The sequence below is a fragment of the Streptomyces sp. NPDC051109 genome (assembly GCF_044455885.1).
In the GTDB taxonomy this organism is placed as follows: domain Bacteria; phylum Actinomycetota; class Actinomycetes; order Streptomycetales; family Streptomycetaceae; genus Streptomyces.
Genome location: NZ_JBITFF010000001.1, coordinates 320240 through 337030, shown reverse-complemented (window position 1 = coordinate 337030; position 16791 = coordinate 320240). Strand labels below are relative to the sequence as shown.

At 73.6% G+C, this 16791-nt stretch carries 14 protein-coding genes; 7 read left to right on the top strand and 7 right to left on the bottom strand.

The window, feature by feature from the left end; all coding sequences use genetic code 11:
• Positions 1-145: 145 nt before the first annotated feature.
• On the top strand, positions 146-1660 hold the full coding sequence (locus ACIBAD_RS01440; protein ID WP_134068130.1) for a fatty acyl-CoA synthetase: 1515 nt from the start codon (positions 146-148) through the stop codon (positions 1658-1660).
• A gap of 58 nt (positions 1661-1718) precedes the next feature.
• Here the strand turns inward: ACIBAD_RS01440 and ACIBAD_RS01435 are convergent, their stop codons facing one another.
• The 3 genes from ACIBAD_RS01435 to ACIBAD_RS01425 all read right to left on the bottom strand — a co-directional run bounded on the left by ACIBAD_RS01435 (position 1719) and on the right by ACIBAD_RS01425 (position 5966).
• Entirely contained in the window at positions 1719-2540 is an 822-nt protein-coding gene (locus ACIBAD_RS01435) for a YhjD/YihY/BrkB family envelope integrity protein (RefSeq protein WP_398903594.1), read from the bottom strand.
• A 150-nt stretch (positions 2541-2690) separates the two neighbouring features.
• On the bottom strand, positions 2691-3992 hold the full coding sequence (gene paaK / locus ACIBAD_RS01430) for a phenylacetate--CoA ligase PaaK (RefSeq protein WP_398903592.1): 1302 nt from the start codon (positions 3990-3992) through the stop codon (positions 2691-2693).
• Between the two features lie 342 nt (positions 3993-4334).
• Positions 4335-5966, bottom strand: coding sequence for an acyl-CoA synthetase (locus tag ACIBAD_RS01425; protein ID WP_398903590.1), 1632 nt, complete (start codon positions 5964-5966; stop codon positions 4335-4337).
• 188 nt (positions 5967-6154) lie between these two features.
• Here ACIBAD_RS01425 and ACIBAD_RS01420 point away from each other — a divergent pair, with 188 nt between their 5' ends.
• From ACIBAD_RS01420 to ACIBAD_RS01400, 5 genes are all read left to right on the top strand, one after another.
• Positions 6155-6955: a crotonase/enoyl-CoA hydratase family protein gene (locus ACIBAD_RS01420; RefSeq protein ID WP_398903588.1), complete on the top strand. Its 801-nt coding sequence runs from the start codon at positions 6155-6157 to the stop codon at positions 6953-6955.
• 84 nt (positions 6956-7039) lie between these two features.
• Positions 7040-8011, top strand: coding sequence for an OB-fold nucleic acid binding domain-containing protein (locus ACIBAD_RS01415; protein WP_134068125.1), 972 nt, complete (start codon positions 7040-7042; stop codon positions 8009-8011).
• Positions 8011-9081, top strand: a complete 1071-nt coding sequence (locus ACIBAD_RS01410; protein WP_398903586.1) for a thiolase domain-containing protein — start codon at positions 8011-8013, stop codon at positions 9079-9081. Before ACIBAD_RS01415 ends, ACIBAD_RS01410 begins: the two co-directional genes overlap by 1 nt.
• Positions 9078-10253 (top strand): thiolase domain-containing protein, encoded by a 1176-nt coding sequence (locus tag ACIBAD_RS01405; protein WP_134068123.1) that lies wholly within the window; start codon positions 9078-9080, stop codon positions 10251-10253. The genes ACIBAD_RS01410 and ACIBAD_RS01405 overlap by 4 nt, the downstream gene beginning before the upstream one ends.
• Before the next feature lie 153 nt (positions 10254-10406).
• Positions 10407-10637 carry a DUF397 domain-containing protein gene (locus ACIBAD_RS01400; protein WP_099896005.1) on the top strand — a complete coding sequence of 77 codons (231 nt, stop codon included), beginning with the start codon at positions 10407-10409 and terminating at the stop codon, positions 10635-10637.
• Between the two features lie 579 nt (positions 10638-11216).
• On the opposite strand, the gene ACIBAD_RS01395 is transcribed toward ACIBAD_RS01400, so the two are convergent.
• On the bottom strand, positions 11217-11756 hold the full coding sequence (locus ACIBAD_RS01395; protein WP_398903583.1) for a hypothetical protein: 540 nt from the start codon (positions 11754-11756) through the stop codon (positions 11217-11219).
• Positions 11757-11764: 8 nt separating this feature from the next.
• Positions 11765-11923 carry a hypothetical protein gene (locus tag ACIBAD_RS01390; protein ID WP_398903581.1) on the bottom strand — a complete coding sequence of 53 codons (159 nt, stop codon included), beginning with the start codon at positions 11921-11923 and terminating at the stop codon, positions 11765-11767.
• A 1201-nt stretch (positions 11924-13124) separates the two neighbouring features.
• Here ACIBAD_RS01390 and ACIBAD_RS01385 point away from each other — a divergent pair.
• Positions 13125-13625: a hypothetical protein gene (locus ACIBAD_RS01385; protein ID WP_053692757.1), complete on the top strand. Its 501-nt coding sequence runs from the start codon at positions 13125-13127 to the stop codon at positions 13623-13625.
• Between the two features lie 19 nt (positions 13626-13644).
• Here the strand turns inward: ACIBAD_RS01385 and kstD are convergent, their stop codons facing one another.
• Both kstD and ACIBAD_RS01375 read right to left on the bottom strand, forming a co-directional pair.
• Positions 13645-15438, bottom strand: coding sequence for a 3-oxosteroid 1-dehydrogenase (gene kstD / locus ACIBAD_RS01380; protein ID WP_134068122.1), 1794 nt, complete (start codon positions 15436-15438; stop codon positions 13645-13647).
• Positions 15439-15641: 203 nt separating this feature from the next.
• On the bottom strand, positions 15642-16766 hold the full coding sequence (locus ACIBAD_RS01375; protein ID WP_398903578.1) for an aminoglycoside phosphotransferase family protein: 1125 nt from the start codon (positions 16764-16766) through the stop codon (positions 15642-15644).
• Positions 16767-16791 lie beyond the last annotated feature (25 nt).

The following is a 16791-nucleotide window of genomic DNA, read 5'->3' as shown; positions in this document are numbered from 1 at the left end:
GATGGGCGGGGTTGCCCGCGGTACAGGCGGTGCTTGTGTGCCCCCACACTCATGCAGGCGACCTGATGCTCTGTCAACATCCCGTTTGGTATCCCGGCTGTCCGGGTCATTGACCCCGGGTGCGCTCGGAGACGAGGATCACGCCATGACGGCAGCGCGGGCGGTGCGGCAGAACACGGTCGACGGGCTGGTGCGCGACAGCGCACTGCGGGTCCCCGACCGGCCGGCGGTCCGCTACCGCGAACGGACGTGGACGTACGCGGAGCTCGACGCAGCCGTCTCCACCGGAGCCGCCGTCCTGCGGGAGCGGTACGGACTGGCCGACGGCGACCGGGTCGCGACGTTCGCCCACAACTCCGACGCCTACCTGCTCGCCTTCCTCGCCTGCGCCCGCGCCGGGCTCACGCACGTCCCGGTCAACCAGAACCTCACCGGCGAGGACCTCGCGTACATCCTGGACGACTGCACGAGCGCGCTGGTCCTCGCCGATCCGGACCTGGCCGCGCGGATCCCCGAGGGCCATGCCGTACGGCCGCTGCGCGACGCGCCCGGCTCGTTCCTGGGGGAACTCGCCGACCCGCTGCCGTTCGTGCCGGACCGCGACCCGTACGCCGTGGTGCAGCTGCTCTACACCTCGGGGACCACCGCGCTGCCCAAGGGCGCGATGATGACGCACAAGGCACTGGTCCACGAGTACGAGAGCGCGATCGAGGCGCTGGACCTGGACGAGGCCGACCGGCCGCTGCACTCCCTGCCGCTCTACCACTCGGCGCAGACGCACGTGTTCCTGCTGCCCTACCTGGCGGTGGGCGCGCAGAACACGATCCTGGACGCGCCGGTCGCCGAGGAGGTCTTCGCCCTGGTGGAGTCGGGACGGGCGGACAGCCTGTTCGCGCCGCCCACGGTGTGGATCGGGCTGGCCGGCCACCCGGACTTCGGGCGCCGCGAACTGGGCGGACTGCGCAAGGCGTACTACGGCGCCTCGATCATGCCGGTGCCCGTGCTGGAGCGGCTGCGGGCCCGGCTGCCCGGGCTCCGCTTCTACAACTGCTTCGGGCAGAGCGAGATCGGCCCGCTGGCCACCGTCCTGGGACCGGAAGAGCACGAGGGGCGGATGGACTCCTGCGGGCGGCCGGTCCGCCACGTCGAGGCGAAGGTCGTCGACGAGGACGGCGCGGACGTGCCGGACGGCACGGCGGGCGAGGTGGTGTACCGCTCGCCCCAGCTCTGCCTGGGGTACTGGAACGCCCCGGAGGCGACGAAGAAGGCCTTCCGGGACGGCTGGTTCCGCTCCGGGGACCTCGCGGTACGGGACGCGGAGGGGTACTTCACGGTCGTCGACCGGGTGAAGGACGTCATCAACTCGGGCGGCGTGCTGGTGGCCTCGCGGCAGGTCGAGGACGCGCTGTACACCCACCCGGGGGTGGCCGAGGCGGCGGTGGTGGGCCTGCCCGACGAGCGGTGGATCGAGGCGGTCACGGCGGTCGTGGTGCCGCGCGGGGAGGTGACGGAGGCGGAGCTGCTGGCGTACGCGCGGGAGAAGCTCGCCCACTTCAAGGCCCCGAAGCGGGTGCTGTTCGTGGACGCCCTCCCGCGCAACGCGAGCGGCAAGATCCTCAAGCGCGAACTCCGCGACCGCTTCGGGCAGGAGGACCGGTAGGGCCGGTGTACCGGTAGGGCCCCGGTGGACCGGTAGCGCGGTAGGCCCGGCCGGGGCCTCATCCGGTCGGCAGGCCGCTGTCCCGGAGGCGGCGGAGGGTGAGGCGTTCGTGGGCCAGGCGCCCGACCAGGGCGCCGCCGTAGACCACGAAACCGACGCCGACCAGCCAGGACTGGACGACCAGCAGCGTGCCGAAGGGGCCGTAGGTGACGGCGTTGGAGGCGATCAGCGGGGAGAACACCAGCTGGGAGAAGAGCCGCAGGCCGAGCAGGCCCAGGCTGGTCGCCACCGCCCCCGGCAGCAGCGCCCGCCAGCGGACCCGGCCGCCGAGCAGCAGCCGCTGGGAGCCCCAGAAGAAGAGGATGGTGCCGAGCAGGTCGCCGGTGGTGCCGAGGACCGTGCCGACGGCGTCGTTCGACGGCGCGGGGATCTCGACGAGCAGACCGAGGTAGCAGACCAGCAGGGCCAGCCAGACGACGTGCCGCCACATGGTGTGCCAGCGGGCGGTCGGCAGGTCCCAGACCTTCTCGTACCCGGTCTGCACGGCCGAGCCGAAGGTCAGGCCGAAGACGGCGAGGGCCGCGAGCCCGAACGCGGTGGTCCGCTCAAGCGCCAGGTCCGCGGCGCCGAACAGCATCTCGACCCGGGACCGCGAGGACTCGGTGACCCCGAGGGCCTGGCCGAGCCAGCGGCCGAATCCGGAGCCGCTGCCGGGGGCGGCGGCCGCGACGACCACCAGCAGCGGCACCAGGGTCAGGAAGCCGAGGGCGGCGAAGCCCATGGCCCGGTGCATGAGCTCCATCTCCCGCCCCCGGCTCCACGCCAGCCCGGCCGGGGAGGCCTGGAGCCGGTCGTGGAGCTGGCGGAGGATCGAGGTCACGCCTCATGGACTACCCGGACGGACCCGCCGGCTCTCGGAGGCACCCCGGAAGTGGGCCCGAAGGGGTGGTTTCGGGGCCCGGCCGAGGTCGCGCCGGACGGCCTCCCTCCTCCCCTCTCCTCCCTTCCCCTCCCCGCACGACCCGGTCGGCTACCGCGGCTCGCGGAGGTCCGTCAGGCGCTTGATCTTGCCCGCCGAGCGCTCCAGGGTCTCCGGGTCCACCACCTCGACGGCCACCGAGACCCCGATGCCGTCCTTGACCGCGCGGACCACGGAGGAGGCCGCGGACTGCCGCTGGGCGGCATCAGCCTCCCGGCGTGCCTCCACCCGTACGGTCAGGGCGTCCATCCGGCCCTCCCGGGTCAGCCGCAGCTGGAAATGCGGGGCGAGACCGGGGGTACGGAGCAGGATCTCCTCGATCTGCGTCGGGTAGAGGTTGACCCCGCGCAGGATGATCATGTCGTCGCTGCGGCCGGTCACCTTCTCCATCCGCCGGAACGCCGGCCGGGCCGTACCGGGCAGCAGCCGGGTCAGGTCCCGGGTCCGGTAGCGGATGACCGGCATGGCCTCCTTGGTGAGCGAGGTGAACACCAGCTCTCCGGAGGAGCCCTCCGGCAGCACCTCGCCGGTGAACGGGTCCACGACCTCCGGATAGAAGTGGTCCTCCCAGATGTGCAGGCCGTCCTTGGTCTCGACGCACTCCTGCGCCACGCCCGGGCCCATCACCTCGGACAGGCCGTAGATGTCCACCGCGTCGATGTCGAGCCGCTGCTCGATCTCGCGGCGCATCTCCTCCGTCCACGGCTCCGCGCCGAATATCCCCGTGCGGAGCGAGGTGCTGCGCGGGTCGACGCCCTGGCGCTCCATCTCGTCCAGCAGCGTGAGCATGTACGAGGGGGTCACCATGATGACCTCCGGCCGGAAGTCCTGGATCAGCCGGACCTGCCGGTCGGTCATCCCGCCGGACGCGGGGACGACCGTACAGCCGAGCCGCTCCGCGCCGTAGTGCGCGCCGAGGCCGCCGGTGAACAGGCCGTACCCGTACGCGATGTGCACCAGCTGGCCCGGTCTGCCGCCCGCCGCCCGGATGGACCGGGCGACCACGTCCGCCCAGGTGGAGAGGTCCCCGTCGGTGTACCCGACGACGGTGGGGCGGCCTGTGGTGCCGCTGGAGGCGTGGATGCGGCGCACCTCGGAGCGCGGCACGGCGAACATGCCGAAGGGGTACTGCTCGCGCAGGTCGGCCTTGGTGGTGAAGGGGAAGAGGGCGAGATCGGAGAGGGAACGGCAGTCGTCGGGGTGCACACCGGCCTTGTCGAAGGCCTGCCGGTAGTGCGGCACGCGCTCGTAGGCAAGGCTCAAGGTGGCGCGCAGCCGCCGCAGCTGGAGCGCGGCCAGCTCATCGCCGCTCAGCCGCTCGCCGTCGTCGTGGAGATCCGCTTGCGCCGTCATGCCGTCACCTCGTCTTGAACCGTGAACCGGAGCTTCGCTTCGAGTCAACCGACCGATCATTCGGTAGATTGCCCCAGCCCGGCGGCTAAAGCAATGACTCGAACGAGTGATCGCATGACGGGGTGGGTCCATGTCGACCGCCGGGTGACGCCCTCGCATACGGGCGCTGGGACGAGGCGGCGCGCCCCCGCGTCGGGGTGGGCGACCGTGAGGAGAACGGGGCGGCGGCCGCCGCCTACGGCCTCCGTGCCTCCGGCCGCCGCGGCGGCCCCGCGGAGCGCACGCCGGGGGCGGGACCCGATGAGCCCCGCCCCCCGCCCCCGCCCGCCTGGACCCCTCGGGTCAGCTCGCCGCGTCCGCCTCCTCCGCCACCGACTTCGCCCAGCGGTAGTCCGCCTTGCCGCTCGGCGAGCGCTGGATGGCGGGCGTCACGACCAGTTGGCGCGGGATCTTGTACCCCGCCAGCCTGGTCCGGCAGTGCCGCTGTATCTCGTCCAGGCTCGGCTCGGGCGCGCCGGTCCGCAGCTGCACGACCGCCGCCACGTGACTGCCCCACTTCGCGTCCGGCACCCCGGCGACCAGTGCGTCGTACACGTCCGGATGGGACTTCAGCGCCTGCTCGACCTCCTCCGGGTAGACCTTTTCGCCGCCCGTGTTGATGCACTGCGAGCCGCGCCCGAGGACCGTGACGATGCCCTCCTCGTCCACCGTCGCCATGTCCCCGAGCAGCACCCACCGCTCGGAGCCCTTCCGGAAGAAGGTCTCGGCGGTCTTCGCCGCGTCGTTGTAGTAGCCGAGCGGGACGTGGCCGCGCTGTGCGAGCCGCCCCGGTACGCCCACCGGCACCGGCTCGTGCGTCACCGGGTCCACCACCTGCGTACGGTCGTTGACCACGAGCCGGAAGCCCCTCTCGGGGCCGGAGTCGTCGGCGGCCCTGCCGTTCGACCCGGACTCCGAGGACCCGAAGTTGTTCAGCAGCAGCACGTTCGGCACCAGCCGCCGGAACTCGGCCCGCACCGTCTCGGACATGATCGCCCCGGACGAGGAGACGCTGAACAGCGAGGAGAGGTCGGTCCCCTTGAGCGGCCCCTTGAGGGCGTCGATGAGCGGCCGGAGCATCGCGTCGCCCACCAGGGAGACGCTCGACACCTTCTCCTTCTCGATCGTACGGAGCACCTCCTCCGGCGCGTACTTGCGGTGGATGACCACCCGCTGGCCGTAGTTGAAGGCGATGAACGAGGTCAGCGTCGAGGTGCCGTGCATCAGCGGGGGAGCCGGGAAGAAGGTCAGCCCGGCGCCCTTCAACGCGACCCGCTCGGCGAGCTCCTCGGGCCGCTTCACCGGCTCGCCCGAGGGCTCGCCGCCGAAGAGCCCCGCGAAGAACAGGTCCTCCGCGCGCCACATGACGCCCTTGGGCATACCGGTCGTGCCGCCCGTGTAGATGATGAAGAGGTCGTCGGGGGAGCGGGGTGCGAAGCCGCGCGCGGGCGAGCCGGCCGCCTCCGCGTCCGCGTAGGCGACCGGCGCGATCGAGGGCTCCGGCGCGCCCTCGGGGGCGGACCCGACCCGGATCAGGTGGCGCAGTTTCGGCGTCTGCGGGAGGGCGGCGGCCACGCGCCCGGTGAACTCGCCCTCGAAGACGAGCGCGGCGAGGTCGGCGTCGTTGTAGAGGTAGACCAGCTCCTCCTCCACGTACCGGTAGTTGACGTTCACCGGCACGAGTCGGGCCTTGAGGCAGGCCAGGACGGTCTGGAGGTACTCGATGCCGTTGTAGAGGTGCAGCCCCAGGTGCTCGCCGGCCCGCAGGCCGCTGTCCAGCAGGTGGTGCGCGATGCGGTTCGCCGCGGCGTCCAGCTCCGCGTACGTGAGGCGGCGCTCCGCGCCGGTGCCGGGGTGGTCCACGTACACAAGGGCCTCGCGGTCCGGAACCACGTCGACGACCGACTCGAACAGGTCGGCAAGGTTGTACTCCACCGTTCCTCCTCACCCCCGAGGTTTCCCGTTGCCGGGCCGTGGCTGTTGCCCGCGGCGGTCATTAGAGCGCCGCTCAGCCCAAGTGGGAAGGGCGTGGTCCAAAGAAAACTGACTGGGCGTCAGAAAACTATTGAACTGCACCCGGCCCTCCTGCAACCTGTTCTAGGTCTTGAGACGGGAGGACGGCAATGGGTGGGACCGAACACCTGACCGTGGAGCGCCACGGCGCCACGCTGGTGCTCACCATGAACCGGCCGGAGGCGAAGAACGCGCTTTCGCTGCCGCTGCTGGTGGGGCTGTACGACGGCTGGCTGGAGGCGGACGCCGACGAGACGATCCGCTCGGTGGTCCTGACGGGGGCGGGCGGGGACTTCTGCGCGGGGATGGACCTCAAGGCGCTGGCCGGGAAGGGGATGGCGGGAGACCAGTACCGGGACCGGCTCAAGGCCGACCCCGACCTGCACTGGAAGGCGATGCTCCGCCACCACCGGCCGCGCAAGCCCGTGATCGCGGCCGTGGAGGGGTACTGCGTGGCCGGCGGGACCGAGATCCTGCAGGGCACGGACATCCGGGTCGCGGGCGCGGGCGCCACCTTCGGGCTCTTCGAGGTCAAGCGGGGCCTGTTCCCGATCGGCGGCTCGACGGTGCGCCTGCCCCGGCAGATCCCGCGCACGCACGCCCTGGAGATGCTGCTGACCGGCCGCCCGTACTCGGCGCAGGAGGCGGCGCGGATCGGACTGGTCGGGCAGGTCGTCCCCGAGGGGACCGCCCTGGCCAAGGCCCTGGAGATCGCCGAGCAGGTCAACGCGTGCGGGCCGCTGGCCGTCGAGGCCGTGAAGGCCTCGGTCTACGAGACCGCCGGACTGACGGAGACGGAGGGCCTGGCCTCGGAGCTGCTGCGCGGCTGGCCGGTCTTCGACACCGCGGACGCCAAGGAGGGGGCGCGGGCCTTCGCCGAGAAGCGGCCCGCCGTGTACCGGCGGGAGTAGCCGCCCGCCGGCCGTCCGGAAGCGGCCCACTGCGTGATCCCCGCCCCCAGCCGTTCGGAACATCAGAACATCGGAGAGACAGCCATGACACCCGCCGCGTCCCCGCCAGAGGTGCTGCGCGCGCCCCTCGTCGTCGAGTTCCCCTTCACCCGCTCCCTCGGGCCCGTCCAGAGCGCCTTCCTCACCGGGCTGCGCGAGCGCGTCGTCCTCGGCGTCAAGACCGCCGAAGGCAAGGTGGTGGTCCCGCCCGTCGAGTACGACCCCGTCACCGCCGAGGAGATCCGCGAACTCGTCGAGGTCGGCACCACCGGAACCGTCACCACCTGGGCCTGGAACGGCTCCCCGCGCCCGAACCAGCCCCTGGGCACCCCCTTCGCCTGGGTCCTGGTCCGCCTCGACGGCGCCGACACCGCGATCCTGCACGCCCTCGACGCCCCCGGCCCCGACGCCGTCCGCACCGGCATGCGGGTACGGATCCGCTGGGCGGACGAGCGCGGCGGAGCCATCACCGACATCGCCTGCTTCGAACCCCACGACGGACCGGAAGGCGCGGAAGCCGCGCAAGCAGCCCCGCACGACGGGCAGTTCGCCGACGCCGTCACCGGCATCGTCGCCTCCGCCCGCCTCGACTACACCTACAGCCCCGGCCGCGCCCAGACCGCGTACATCAACGCGCTCGCCGAGCGGCGGACCGTCGGCGAGCGCTGCCCCTCCTGCCACAAGGTGTACGTCCCGCCGCGCGGCGCCTGCCCCACCTGCGGGGTGGCCACCACCGAACAGGTCGAGGTCGGCCCGGCCGGCACCGTCACGACGTACTGCATCGTCAACATCAAGGCGAAGAACCTGGACATCGAGGTCCCGTACGTCTACGCCCACATCGCCCTCGACGGCGCCGACCTCGCCCTGCACGGCCGGATCGGCGGCATCCCGTACGACCAGGTCCGCATGGGCCTGCGCGTCGAACCCGTGTGGACCGAGGGCGGACGCCACCCCGACCACTACCGCCCCACCGGCGAGCCGGACGCCGACTACGACGCGTACAAGGAGCTCATCTGATGCCCACGACGAGCAGGTACGCGCGGGACGTGGCCGTCGTGGCCTTCGCGCAGAGCGACCACCTGCGCCGCAGCGACGAACTCAGCGAAGTCGAGATGGTCATGCCGGTCCTGCACCGGGTGCTCGCCCAGACCGGCCTGAAGGCCGGCGAGATCGGCTTCACCTGCTCCGGATCCAGCGACTACCTCGCCGGCCGGGCCTTCTCCTTCACCATGACCCTCGACGGGGTCGGCGCCTGGCCGCCGATCTCCGAATCGCACGTCGAGATGGACGGCGCCTGGGCCCTGTACGAGGCCTGGGTCAAGATCCAGACCGGTGAGGCCGACACCGCGCTGGTCTACTCGTACGGGAAGTCCTCCCCGGGATCCGTACGGGACGTCCTGACCCGGCAGCTCGACCCCTACTACCTGGCACCGCTGTGGCCCGACTCGGTGGCCCTGGCCGCCCTGCAGGCCCAGGCGCTGATCGACGCGGGCGAGACCGACGAGGGCGCCCTCGCGGCCATCGGCGCCCGCAGCCGGGCCGCCGCCGAGGCCAACCCGCACGCCCAGCTCCGCGGCGCCGTCCCGCAGGGCGACTACCAGGTCCGCCCGCTGCGTACGGGCGACTGCCCGCCCATCGGCGACGGCGCGGCCGCCGTCGTCCTCGCCGCGGGGGACACCGCGCGGCGGCTGTGCGCACGCCCCGCCTGGATCACCGGCATCGACCACCGCATCGAGGCGCACGGCCCGGGCCTGCGCGACCTCACCGACTCCCCGTCCACCCGGACGGCCGCCGAGCACGCGGGCGTGTTCGAGGCCCCGGTGGACACCGCAGAACTGCACGCGCCGTTCTCCTCCCAGGAGGTCGTGCTCCGCAAGGCGCTGGGACTCGGCGGGGACGACATCGTCGTCAACCCCTCCGGCGGGGCGCTCGCCGCGAACCCGGTCATGGCCGCCGGCCTCATCCGGATCGGCGAGGCAGCCGCCCGGATCCACCGCGGCGAGTCCGACCGGGCCGTCGCGCACGCCACCTCCGGCCCCTGCCTCCAGCAGAACCTGGTCGCCGTCCTCGAAGGGGAACCCGCATGACGCGTACCGGAAAGGAGCCGGTCGCCGTCGTCGGCATCGGCCAGACCAAGCACGTCGCCGCCCGCCACGACGTCTCCATCGCGGGGCTCGTGCGCGAGGCCGCGGTGCGCGCCCTCGCCGACGCCGAGCTGACCTGGGCGGACATCGACGCCGTCGTCATCGGCAAGGCCCCCGACTTCTTCGAGGGCGTGATGATGCCGGAGCTGTACCTGGCGGACGCCCTCGGGGCGGTCGGCAAGCCCATGCTCCGCGTCCACACGGCCGGTTCGGTCGGCGGCTCCACCGCGCTGGTCGCCTCCAACCTCGTCGCCGCCCGGGTCCACCGCACCGTCCTGACCGTGGCGTTCGAGAAGCAGTCCGAGTCCAACGCCATGTGGGGCCTGTCGCTGCCCGTTCCGTTCCAGCAGCCGCTGCTGGCGGGGGCGGGCGGGTTCTTCGCCCCGCACGTGCGCGCGTACATGCGGCGCACCGGCGCGCCGGACACGGTCGGCTCGCTCGTCGCGTACAAGGACCGCCGCAACGCGCTGAAGAACCCGTACGCGCACCTGCACGAGCACGACATCACCCTGGAGAAGGTCCAGGCCTCGCCGATGCTCTGGGACCCGATCCGGTACTCAGAGACCTGCCCCTCCTCGGACGGGGCCTGCGCGATGGTCCTCACCGACCGTGCGGGCGCGGCCCGTTCGCCGCGGCGGCCGGCCTGGGTGCACGGCGGGGCGATGCGCAGCGAGCCGACGCTCTTCGCGGGCAAGGACTTCGTGTCTCCGCAGGCGGGCAAGGACTGCGCGGCCGACGTCTACCGGCAGGCCGGGATCAGCGATCCGCGGCGGGAGATCGACGCCGTGGAGATGTACGTGCCGTTCTCCTGGTACGAGCCGATGTGGCTGGAGAACCTCGGCTTCGCGGCGGAGGGGGAGGGCTGGAAGCTCACCGAGGCGGGGGTCACCGAACTCGACGGCGACCTCCCGGTGAACCCGTCGGGCGGGGTGCTGTCCACCAATCCGATCGGCGCCTCGGGCATGATCCGCTTCGCGGAGGCGGCGCTCCAGGTCCGCGGCCAGGCCGGCGAGCACCAGGTCCCGCAAGCCCGCCGGGCCATGGGCCACGCGTACGGCGGCGGGGCGCAGTTCTTCGCGATGTGGCTGGTGGGAGCCGAACCGCCGGCCTCCTGAACGGACTCGGACCTCGAAGGCGGCCGCGGGGCGTGGTGCCGGACCGGCCACGGGTGACTCACGGTGGCCTGTGCGGCACCCGCTGCGATGGTTACTCTGGCCCCCGGACGACGTACCGGGAGTACCGGGAGGAGCACGCACGTGGCCGAGAGCATGACTTCACAGCCTCTGGCAGCCGGCTGGGGCAAGCCGGACCTCGATCTCAGCGGGGCGGACTGGCAGTCGAGCAGCCGGGGAGCGGGCGACGTCCAGATCGCCTTCGTCGAGGGGTTCATCGCGATGCGCAACAGCGAGCGCCCCGAGAGCCCCTCGCTGATCTTCGCGCCCGACGAGTGGCGCAAGTTCGTACTGGGCGCGAGGGGCGGCGAGTTCGACCTGACGTAGCCGGCGGCCGGTGCCCCGGAGCCCGCGCCGGCCGCGGGCCCGCGGGCCCGGCTCCCGAACCCCCTTGCACCACGCGGGGCACTACTGGACCATGGGGGCCATGACGATCATCCGCCGAAAGGGCGATGCCGCGTAGACGGCCCGGCGCGCTGCGCGCCGAACGAGGACGGTACGCAGACCGCCGGCCGCCTGCCTGGGCCTGGCAACTGGCCTCCGTGGACCGGCTGCCGCCGCCGCAGCGGCCGCGGTCCACTGGGCCCTGCCCGACCGGGGCGAAGAGCTCGCGGACCTGCTGACCCGGTACCGGGCCTTCCTGCGCCGCCCCGGCAGCGTCCTGCTGCCGGTCCCGTCCTCGTGCCCGGCCTGCCCCGGCTGCGCGCGTGACGACGTCGCCGTCGTCCGGGACGAACTGGCCGACCTCCACCGCAGCCTGCCGCCCGCCGCCCGCACCGCGCTGGGCCGCGTCCTGCACGGACTGGACGCGGAGTTCCGCCGGCGCACCCTCCCCGAACCGGACCCGCCCGCCGGCCGGTGGGCCGACTGGAGCGGCCGCCCCCGCGCCTGGTGGCACCGCCGGATCTACGAGAGCGGGGGCCGGGAGTTCTCTTGAGGCGGTGGCTGGGGCGGTGGCGGCGTCGGCGGCTGTGGCTGCGTCGGCGGCGTCCGCGGGAGCCGTTCCCCACCACGGGCGGCCACGCCGCCGCCAGCACCAGCAGCCACACCAGTTGTACGGCCGCGGCCCCCGCGGGCCACCGCCCCCGCCACCAGTACGACGGCCAGCGGCGGCCCCACCAGCAGCAGGACCTCCCGTGTCCTGCGGCCCGAGCCGACCGCCGCCACCCCCGCGCCCCCCAGGTACACCGCGCTACTCCCGCAGAGCAGCCACCGCACCGCCCCCGGAACCGGGTGGTCCGTGTACTCCACCGCGTCGCCGAGCGCCGCCGCCGGCGCCGCCGCCGAGCCCGCGACGAAGCAGTGCAGCGGCAGGACCAGCCGTACTGGAAGGACGTCCCACGCCAGCAGCGGCACCCCGTCCGCCCCGTGCCGCAGCGACAGCGGCCACAGCAGGAGCAGCAGCAGGAACGCGCCGATACCGGCCCGTACAGCGCCGCGTCCCACTCGGCCACCTAGGCGGCGGCCACCACCTGGGCCACCGCCTCGCCCAGCACGATCAGCTGGAACAGGCCCAGCCGCTCCCCGAGATGCGGCGCGTCCATCGGCGCCGCCACCGGCTTGGGCGACGCCCGCAGCCGGCGCGCCGCCTTCCGCGCGTACCGCTCGTCCACCCGGGCGGCCAGGCGCGCGCCTGGACACCGAGAACATGACGGCCAGGTCGATGGCCAGTCCCAGCGCCCACGCGGCCGGGCCGGTGCCGGGTGCGCTGACGGAGCGGTGCGCGCGGTTCGCGCGGCAGCCGGAGGCGCTGCCTGGGCTCCACCCGGAGGTCCCGGCGGCACGCGCGCCGTGGCCGTGGTCGGGCCGGCGGCGCGCGCTGACGGAGCGGTGCGCGCGGCAGCCGGAGGCGCTGCCTCGGCTCCCGGAACACGGGTTGCCATCGGTTCCGGCGGTGCACCGGCCGGGCGGTGGACCCGGAGCTCGTGGTGGACGGGGTCCGGCAGGTCCGCTGCTCGGAGCCGCCCCCCACCCCGCCCCTTCCCGGAACCGGTCGCCAGCCCGGCCCCCGGACCCCCGGGCCTGCAACGCCGCCAAGTCCGGCCCGCCGGGGCGCATGAGGCGTGAACCGGCGGTGGTAGCGGGGTCAGAGGGTCCGGGGCGGAGCCCGGGAAACGGAGAAGGGGCGGGGCGGGGCAGCGGCTCCGCGCAGCGGTACCCCCGCCCGGGCCGGCGTGCGCGCCCCCGGCCCGGGGGAGCCGCCGGGGCGCGGCCCCGGCAGCCTGGCATCGGAGCGACGGCTCCGTACTCGGCAGTGGCGCCGGGAGACGGCGGGTGCCGGTGAGCTGCCGAGAGCCCGGAGACCCGGGCCCGACCCCGGGGGCCGAGAGCCCGGCCGGCCCTGGAGCGGACCGCAGGCGACCAGGGGCCCGGGGTGCTCGGTGGGCCGGGCCGGCCCCGGCCGTCGGCACAGGCGCGAGGCCGCGGCCCCGGGGAGCGGTGCGGCGCCCCCGACGGGCGGCGCGGGGGCAGGGGCGGCCCGCCGAGGTGGCCCCCCACCGGGGTGCGGGTCCGGAGCGGGAGCGGCGCCCCCCGAGGGGCGGACCCCGGGCCGGCGCCCACCGGGGTGTGGGGCGGCCCCCCACGGGGGACGCAGAGCCCAGGGTGGCGGCGGCAACCCGAGGGGCGGATTCCGGACAGGGATGGTGGGCCCCCGGGTGCCGTCCGGAGGCAGGGGCGGCCCCCCACGGGGGTGCGGGCCTGGAGCGGGAGCGGCGCCCCCCCCCGAGGGGCGGACCCCGGGGCGGCGGCGCCCACGCGGGTGTGGGGCGGGGTCGGGGCCGGAAATGCGGGGCGGGCACGTACCATGGCGGCATGTCCTTCCTCCGCCGCAACCGCGCCGCCACACCCGCCGGCCCGGACTTCGACGTCCTGGCCATGGACCCGGGGGACTGGCCGGGCAATCTCGGGGCCGGGCTGCTGCCCGCGCCCGACGGCAGCTGCCAGGGCGTCTTTCTCCGCTACGACCTGTTCGGCGGACGCGGCCCCGCAATGATCATCGGCAACCTCCCCGAGGGCTCCCCGGCCCGGGAGCTCACCGACGGCCAGGTCCCCTTCGAGGTGGCCCAGCTCCTCGACGCCCTGGAGAACGACGAGGACGTCGAGGTCACCGGCATCGAGGACTGCCCCGTCATGCAGGGCGACAACCTCCTCATCGTCCGCAAGGTCAAGCTCTCCGAGGGCCGGATCAGCTGCGTGCAGTTCGACCGCAGCGACAACGTCCTGGTCACCATCGCCAGCTGGGACCGGCCCATCACCGACGACCTGTACGCACTGCTCAAGCCGCTCCCCGCCGAGCTCTTCCAGCAGGGCTGAGCAGCCGCAACCGGCGGCGCTACGCGTCCGCGACGTCGTTCGCCGCCACGTAGCCGAACGTCATCGCCGGGCCGATCGTCGACCCCGCCCCCGCGTAACTGTGACCCATCACCGCCGCGCTCGCGTTGCCCGCCGCCCACAGCCCCCGGATCACCGATCCGTCCGGGCGCAGCGCGCGGGCCCGCGCGTCCGTGACGATCCCGCCCTTCGTGCCCAGGTCACCCGGCACGATCTTGAAGGCGTAGAACGGCGGCGCCCAGATCGGGGCCAGGCACGAGTTCGGCTGGACCCCGGGGTCCGTGTAGTAGTGGTCGTACGCCGTGTCCCCCCGGTGGAAATCGGGGTCGGTGCCGTTCCACGCCTGGGCGTTGAAACGGTTCAGGGTCGCCCGCAGGGCCCCCGCCGGGACCCCGATCTGACCCGCCAGCGCGTCCCAGGTCCACGCCTTCTTCGCCGCGCCCGCCTCGTACCACGCGTCCGGGAAGACGATCGTCGGCAGGATGTCCTTGAACAGGTACTTGTTGCGGTAGTTCTGATCCACGATCAGCCAGGCCGGGATGTGCGAGCCCGTCGCCCCCCGGTCCTTCTCGTACATCACGTGCACCACATCGCTGTACGGAGCCGCCTCGTTGACGAACCGCGCACCCGCCCGGTTCACGATCAGCCCGCCGGGCAGCGTGCGTTCCGCCAGGCAGAAGTACGGCTCCCCGGGCAGCGGGATCGACGGCCCCCACCACGCGTCCTCCATCAGCGCCAGCGCCGCCCCGGCCCGCTGCCCCGCCCGGATACCGTCGCCCGTGTTCTCCTTGGCGCCGACCGACCACTGGGTTCCGATGGGCTGCTGCTGGTACTGCGCCCGCATCTCCGCGTTGTGCTCGAAGCCGCCCGAGCCGACGATCACGCCCTTGCGGGCCCGTACGACTCCCCGTACGCCGTCCCTCTCCACCACCACACCCGTGACGGCGCCCCCCTCCTGCACCAGGTCGACCAGCGGGCTGTTCAGCCACACCGGAACCCCGGCCTGCAACAGCCCGGCCCGCAGCCCGGCCGCGAGCGCCTGGCCCATCGTCAGCGGCCTCTGCCCGCACAGCGCGGCCTTGGTGCCGCGCGCCAGGCACTCCGTGGACACGGCGAGGCCCCTGGCGTTCACGGCCGCCAGGTTCAGCCACTTGTAGTCCTGACTGAAGACCACCATCCCGGCCGGCACCGGCAGGTACGCCGGGTTGAGCCGGGCCAGTTCGGCGCCCAGGATGTTGCCGTCGATCTGGTCGGGCTCGATGGAGCGGCCGTTCGGCAGACCGCCCGGGAGGTTCGGGTAGTAGTCGCTGTACCCGTCCATGTACCGGAAGCGCAGCGGACTGTTGGCCATCACGAAGTCCAGCATCCGGGGGCCGTTGGCGAGGAAGGCCGCCTGCCGATCCGCCGGCGATCCGTCGCCGACGACCGCCGCCAGGTACGCCGCCGCCTTCTGCGGGGTGTCCGGCACGCCCGCCGCGAGGATCACCGAGTTGTTCGGCAGCCAGATCCCGGCCCCGGAGCGCGCCGCCGAACCTCCGAACGTCGGCGCCTTCTCGACCACCAGCACGCTCAGGCCCCGCTTGGCGGCGGTCAGCGCGGCGGTCATCCCGGAGGCCCCGGACCCGACCACGACCACGTCGTACTCGCCGAGCGGACCCCCGGTACCGGCCCCGCCGGCGGCCCGCGCGGCGGCCGACGGCAGCACCGCTGCGGTGAGCACCCCCGCCCCGGCCCCGGCGAGGACCGTACGGCGGGAAGGAGGGGTGGGGCATGCGGACTCGGCGCTTGCGGACATGGGCGGGCTCCAGCGGAGTGGAAGGGCGGGGCGGTCGGCGGCTCCAGCATTTCTGATGCTGAGTCAGAAAAGGTGTTCGGGGGATCATGTGATGTCAAGGCATGTGCAGGGGTGGCGGGACGACCGCGAACGCACGAAATCCCGTGGTACGCACACCTGGTGCGTACGGCACGGGATTTTCGTACGGGGTCGGGCCGCCGGGGTCAGCGGGTCCCGACCGCCGCGCGGACCGCCCTGCGGGCCATGCCGCAGTCGTCGTGCAGACGGCGCAGCAGCAGCCGCTGCTCCTCGCCGGAGGACAGCGAGCCCGCCGGCAGCGGGTGACTCGGCGCGGTCGCCAGCATGGAGCGCTGGACCGCCGTCTCACACATCCGGATCTCCCGCGTCAGCACCAGCATCAGGTTGACCAGGAACGCGTCCCGCGAGGCCGGACCGGCCGACTGGGCGAGCCGGCTGATCTGGCTGCGGGCGGCCGGGGCGTCGCCCAGCACCGTCCACAGCGTGGCCAGGTCGTAGCCGGGCAGGTACCAGCCCGCGTGCTCCCAGTCGAGCAGCACCGGCCCCGCCGGGGACAGCAGCAGGTTCGACAGGAGCGCGTCACCGTGGTTGAACTGCCGCTGGACACCGGCCAGTTTCAGTCCGCACAGCAGCTTCTGGAGGTCACCCAGATCCCGGTCGGTGAGCAGTCCCAGCTCGTGGTACCGCGCCACCCGCTGCCCGTAGTTCAGCGGGTCCCCGAAGAGATCGGTCGGCGGACGCCACTGGTTCACCCGGCACACCGCGCCCAGCGCGGCCCGTACGTCGGCCCGCGGCGGGGCCTCCACGGGGTGCCTCTGCAAAGCCGCGACCCGGCCCGCCATCCGTTCGACCACCAGCGTGCAGTTCTCGGGATCCGCGGCGATCAGCCGCGGTACCCGGACCGGCGGGCGGTGCCGGACGAACGCCCGGTACGACGCTATTTCGTGCCGGTACCGCTCGCGCCATTCCGGCGAGTGGTCCAGTAAAACCTTGGCGACCGCGGTCATCCGGCCCGTCGTCCCGACCAGGAGGACCGACCGGCCGCTGCGTCGCAGCACCTGGACCGGCGCGAACTCCGGACAGATCCGCTGCACCGAGGCCAGCGCGGTGCGCAGCTGCGCACCCTGCGGCCCCGAGAGGTCGATTCTTCCGCTGAGCGGCTGCGATCCGGCCCCCGGCATCCGCCGCGCCCGTACGGCGCCCTGCGCCGGTACCGCCTGGCGGCCGGGGTCGATGTAGGGGCCGCCGCCCGCCTGGAGCGTGCGGTGCGGCCGGACCGGGGCGGACACGGAGGACGTTGCTGCGTACATGGCGTTACGGATCCCTTCGTGCGCC

Coding starts and splice junctions, on each gene's coding strand:
- ACIBAD_RS01440 (WP_134068130.1), top strand. CDS start 146: ATGACGGCAGCGCGGGCGGTGCGGCAGAACACGGTCGACGGGCTGGTG.
- paaK (WP_398903592.1), bottom strand. CDS start 3,992: ATGACGGCGCAAGCGGATCTCCACGACGACGGCGAGCGGCTGAGCGGC.
- ACIBAD_RS01420 (WP_398903588.1), top strand. CDS start 6,155: ATGGGTGGGACCGAACACCTGACCGTGGAGCGCCACGGCGCCACGCTG.
- ACIBAD_RS01415 (WP_134068125.1), top strand. CDS start 7,040: ATGACACCCGCCGCGTCCCCGCCAGAGGTGCTGCGCGCGCCCCTCGTC.
- ACIBAD_RS01410 (WP_398903586.1), top strand. CDS start 8,011: ATGCCCACGACGAGCAGGTACGCGCGGGACGTGGCCGTCGTGGCCTTC.
- ACIBAD_RS01405 (WP_134068123.1), top strand. CDS start 9,078: ATGACGCGTACCGGAAAGGAGCCGGTCGCCGTCGTCGGCATCGGCCAG.
- ACIBAD_RS01400 (WP_099896005.1), top strand. CDS start 10,407: ATGACTTCACAGCCTCTGGCAGCCGGCTGGGGCAAGCCGGACCTCGAT.
- ACIBAD_RS01385 (WP_053692757.1), top strand. CDS start 13,125: ATGTCCTTCCTCCGCCGCAACCGCGCCGCCACACCCGCCGGCCCGGAC.
- kstD (WP_134068122.1), bottom strand. CDS start 15,438: ATGTCCGCAAGCGCCGAGTCCGCATGCCCCACCCCTCCTTCCCGCCGT.
- ACIBAD_RS01375 (WP_398903578.1), bottom strand. CDS start 16,766: ATGTACGCAGCAACGTCCTCCGTGTCCGCCCCGGTCCGGCCGCACCGC.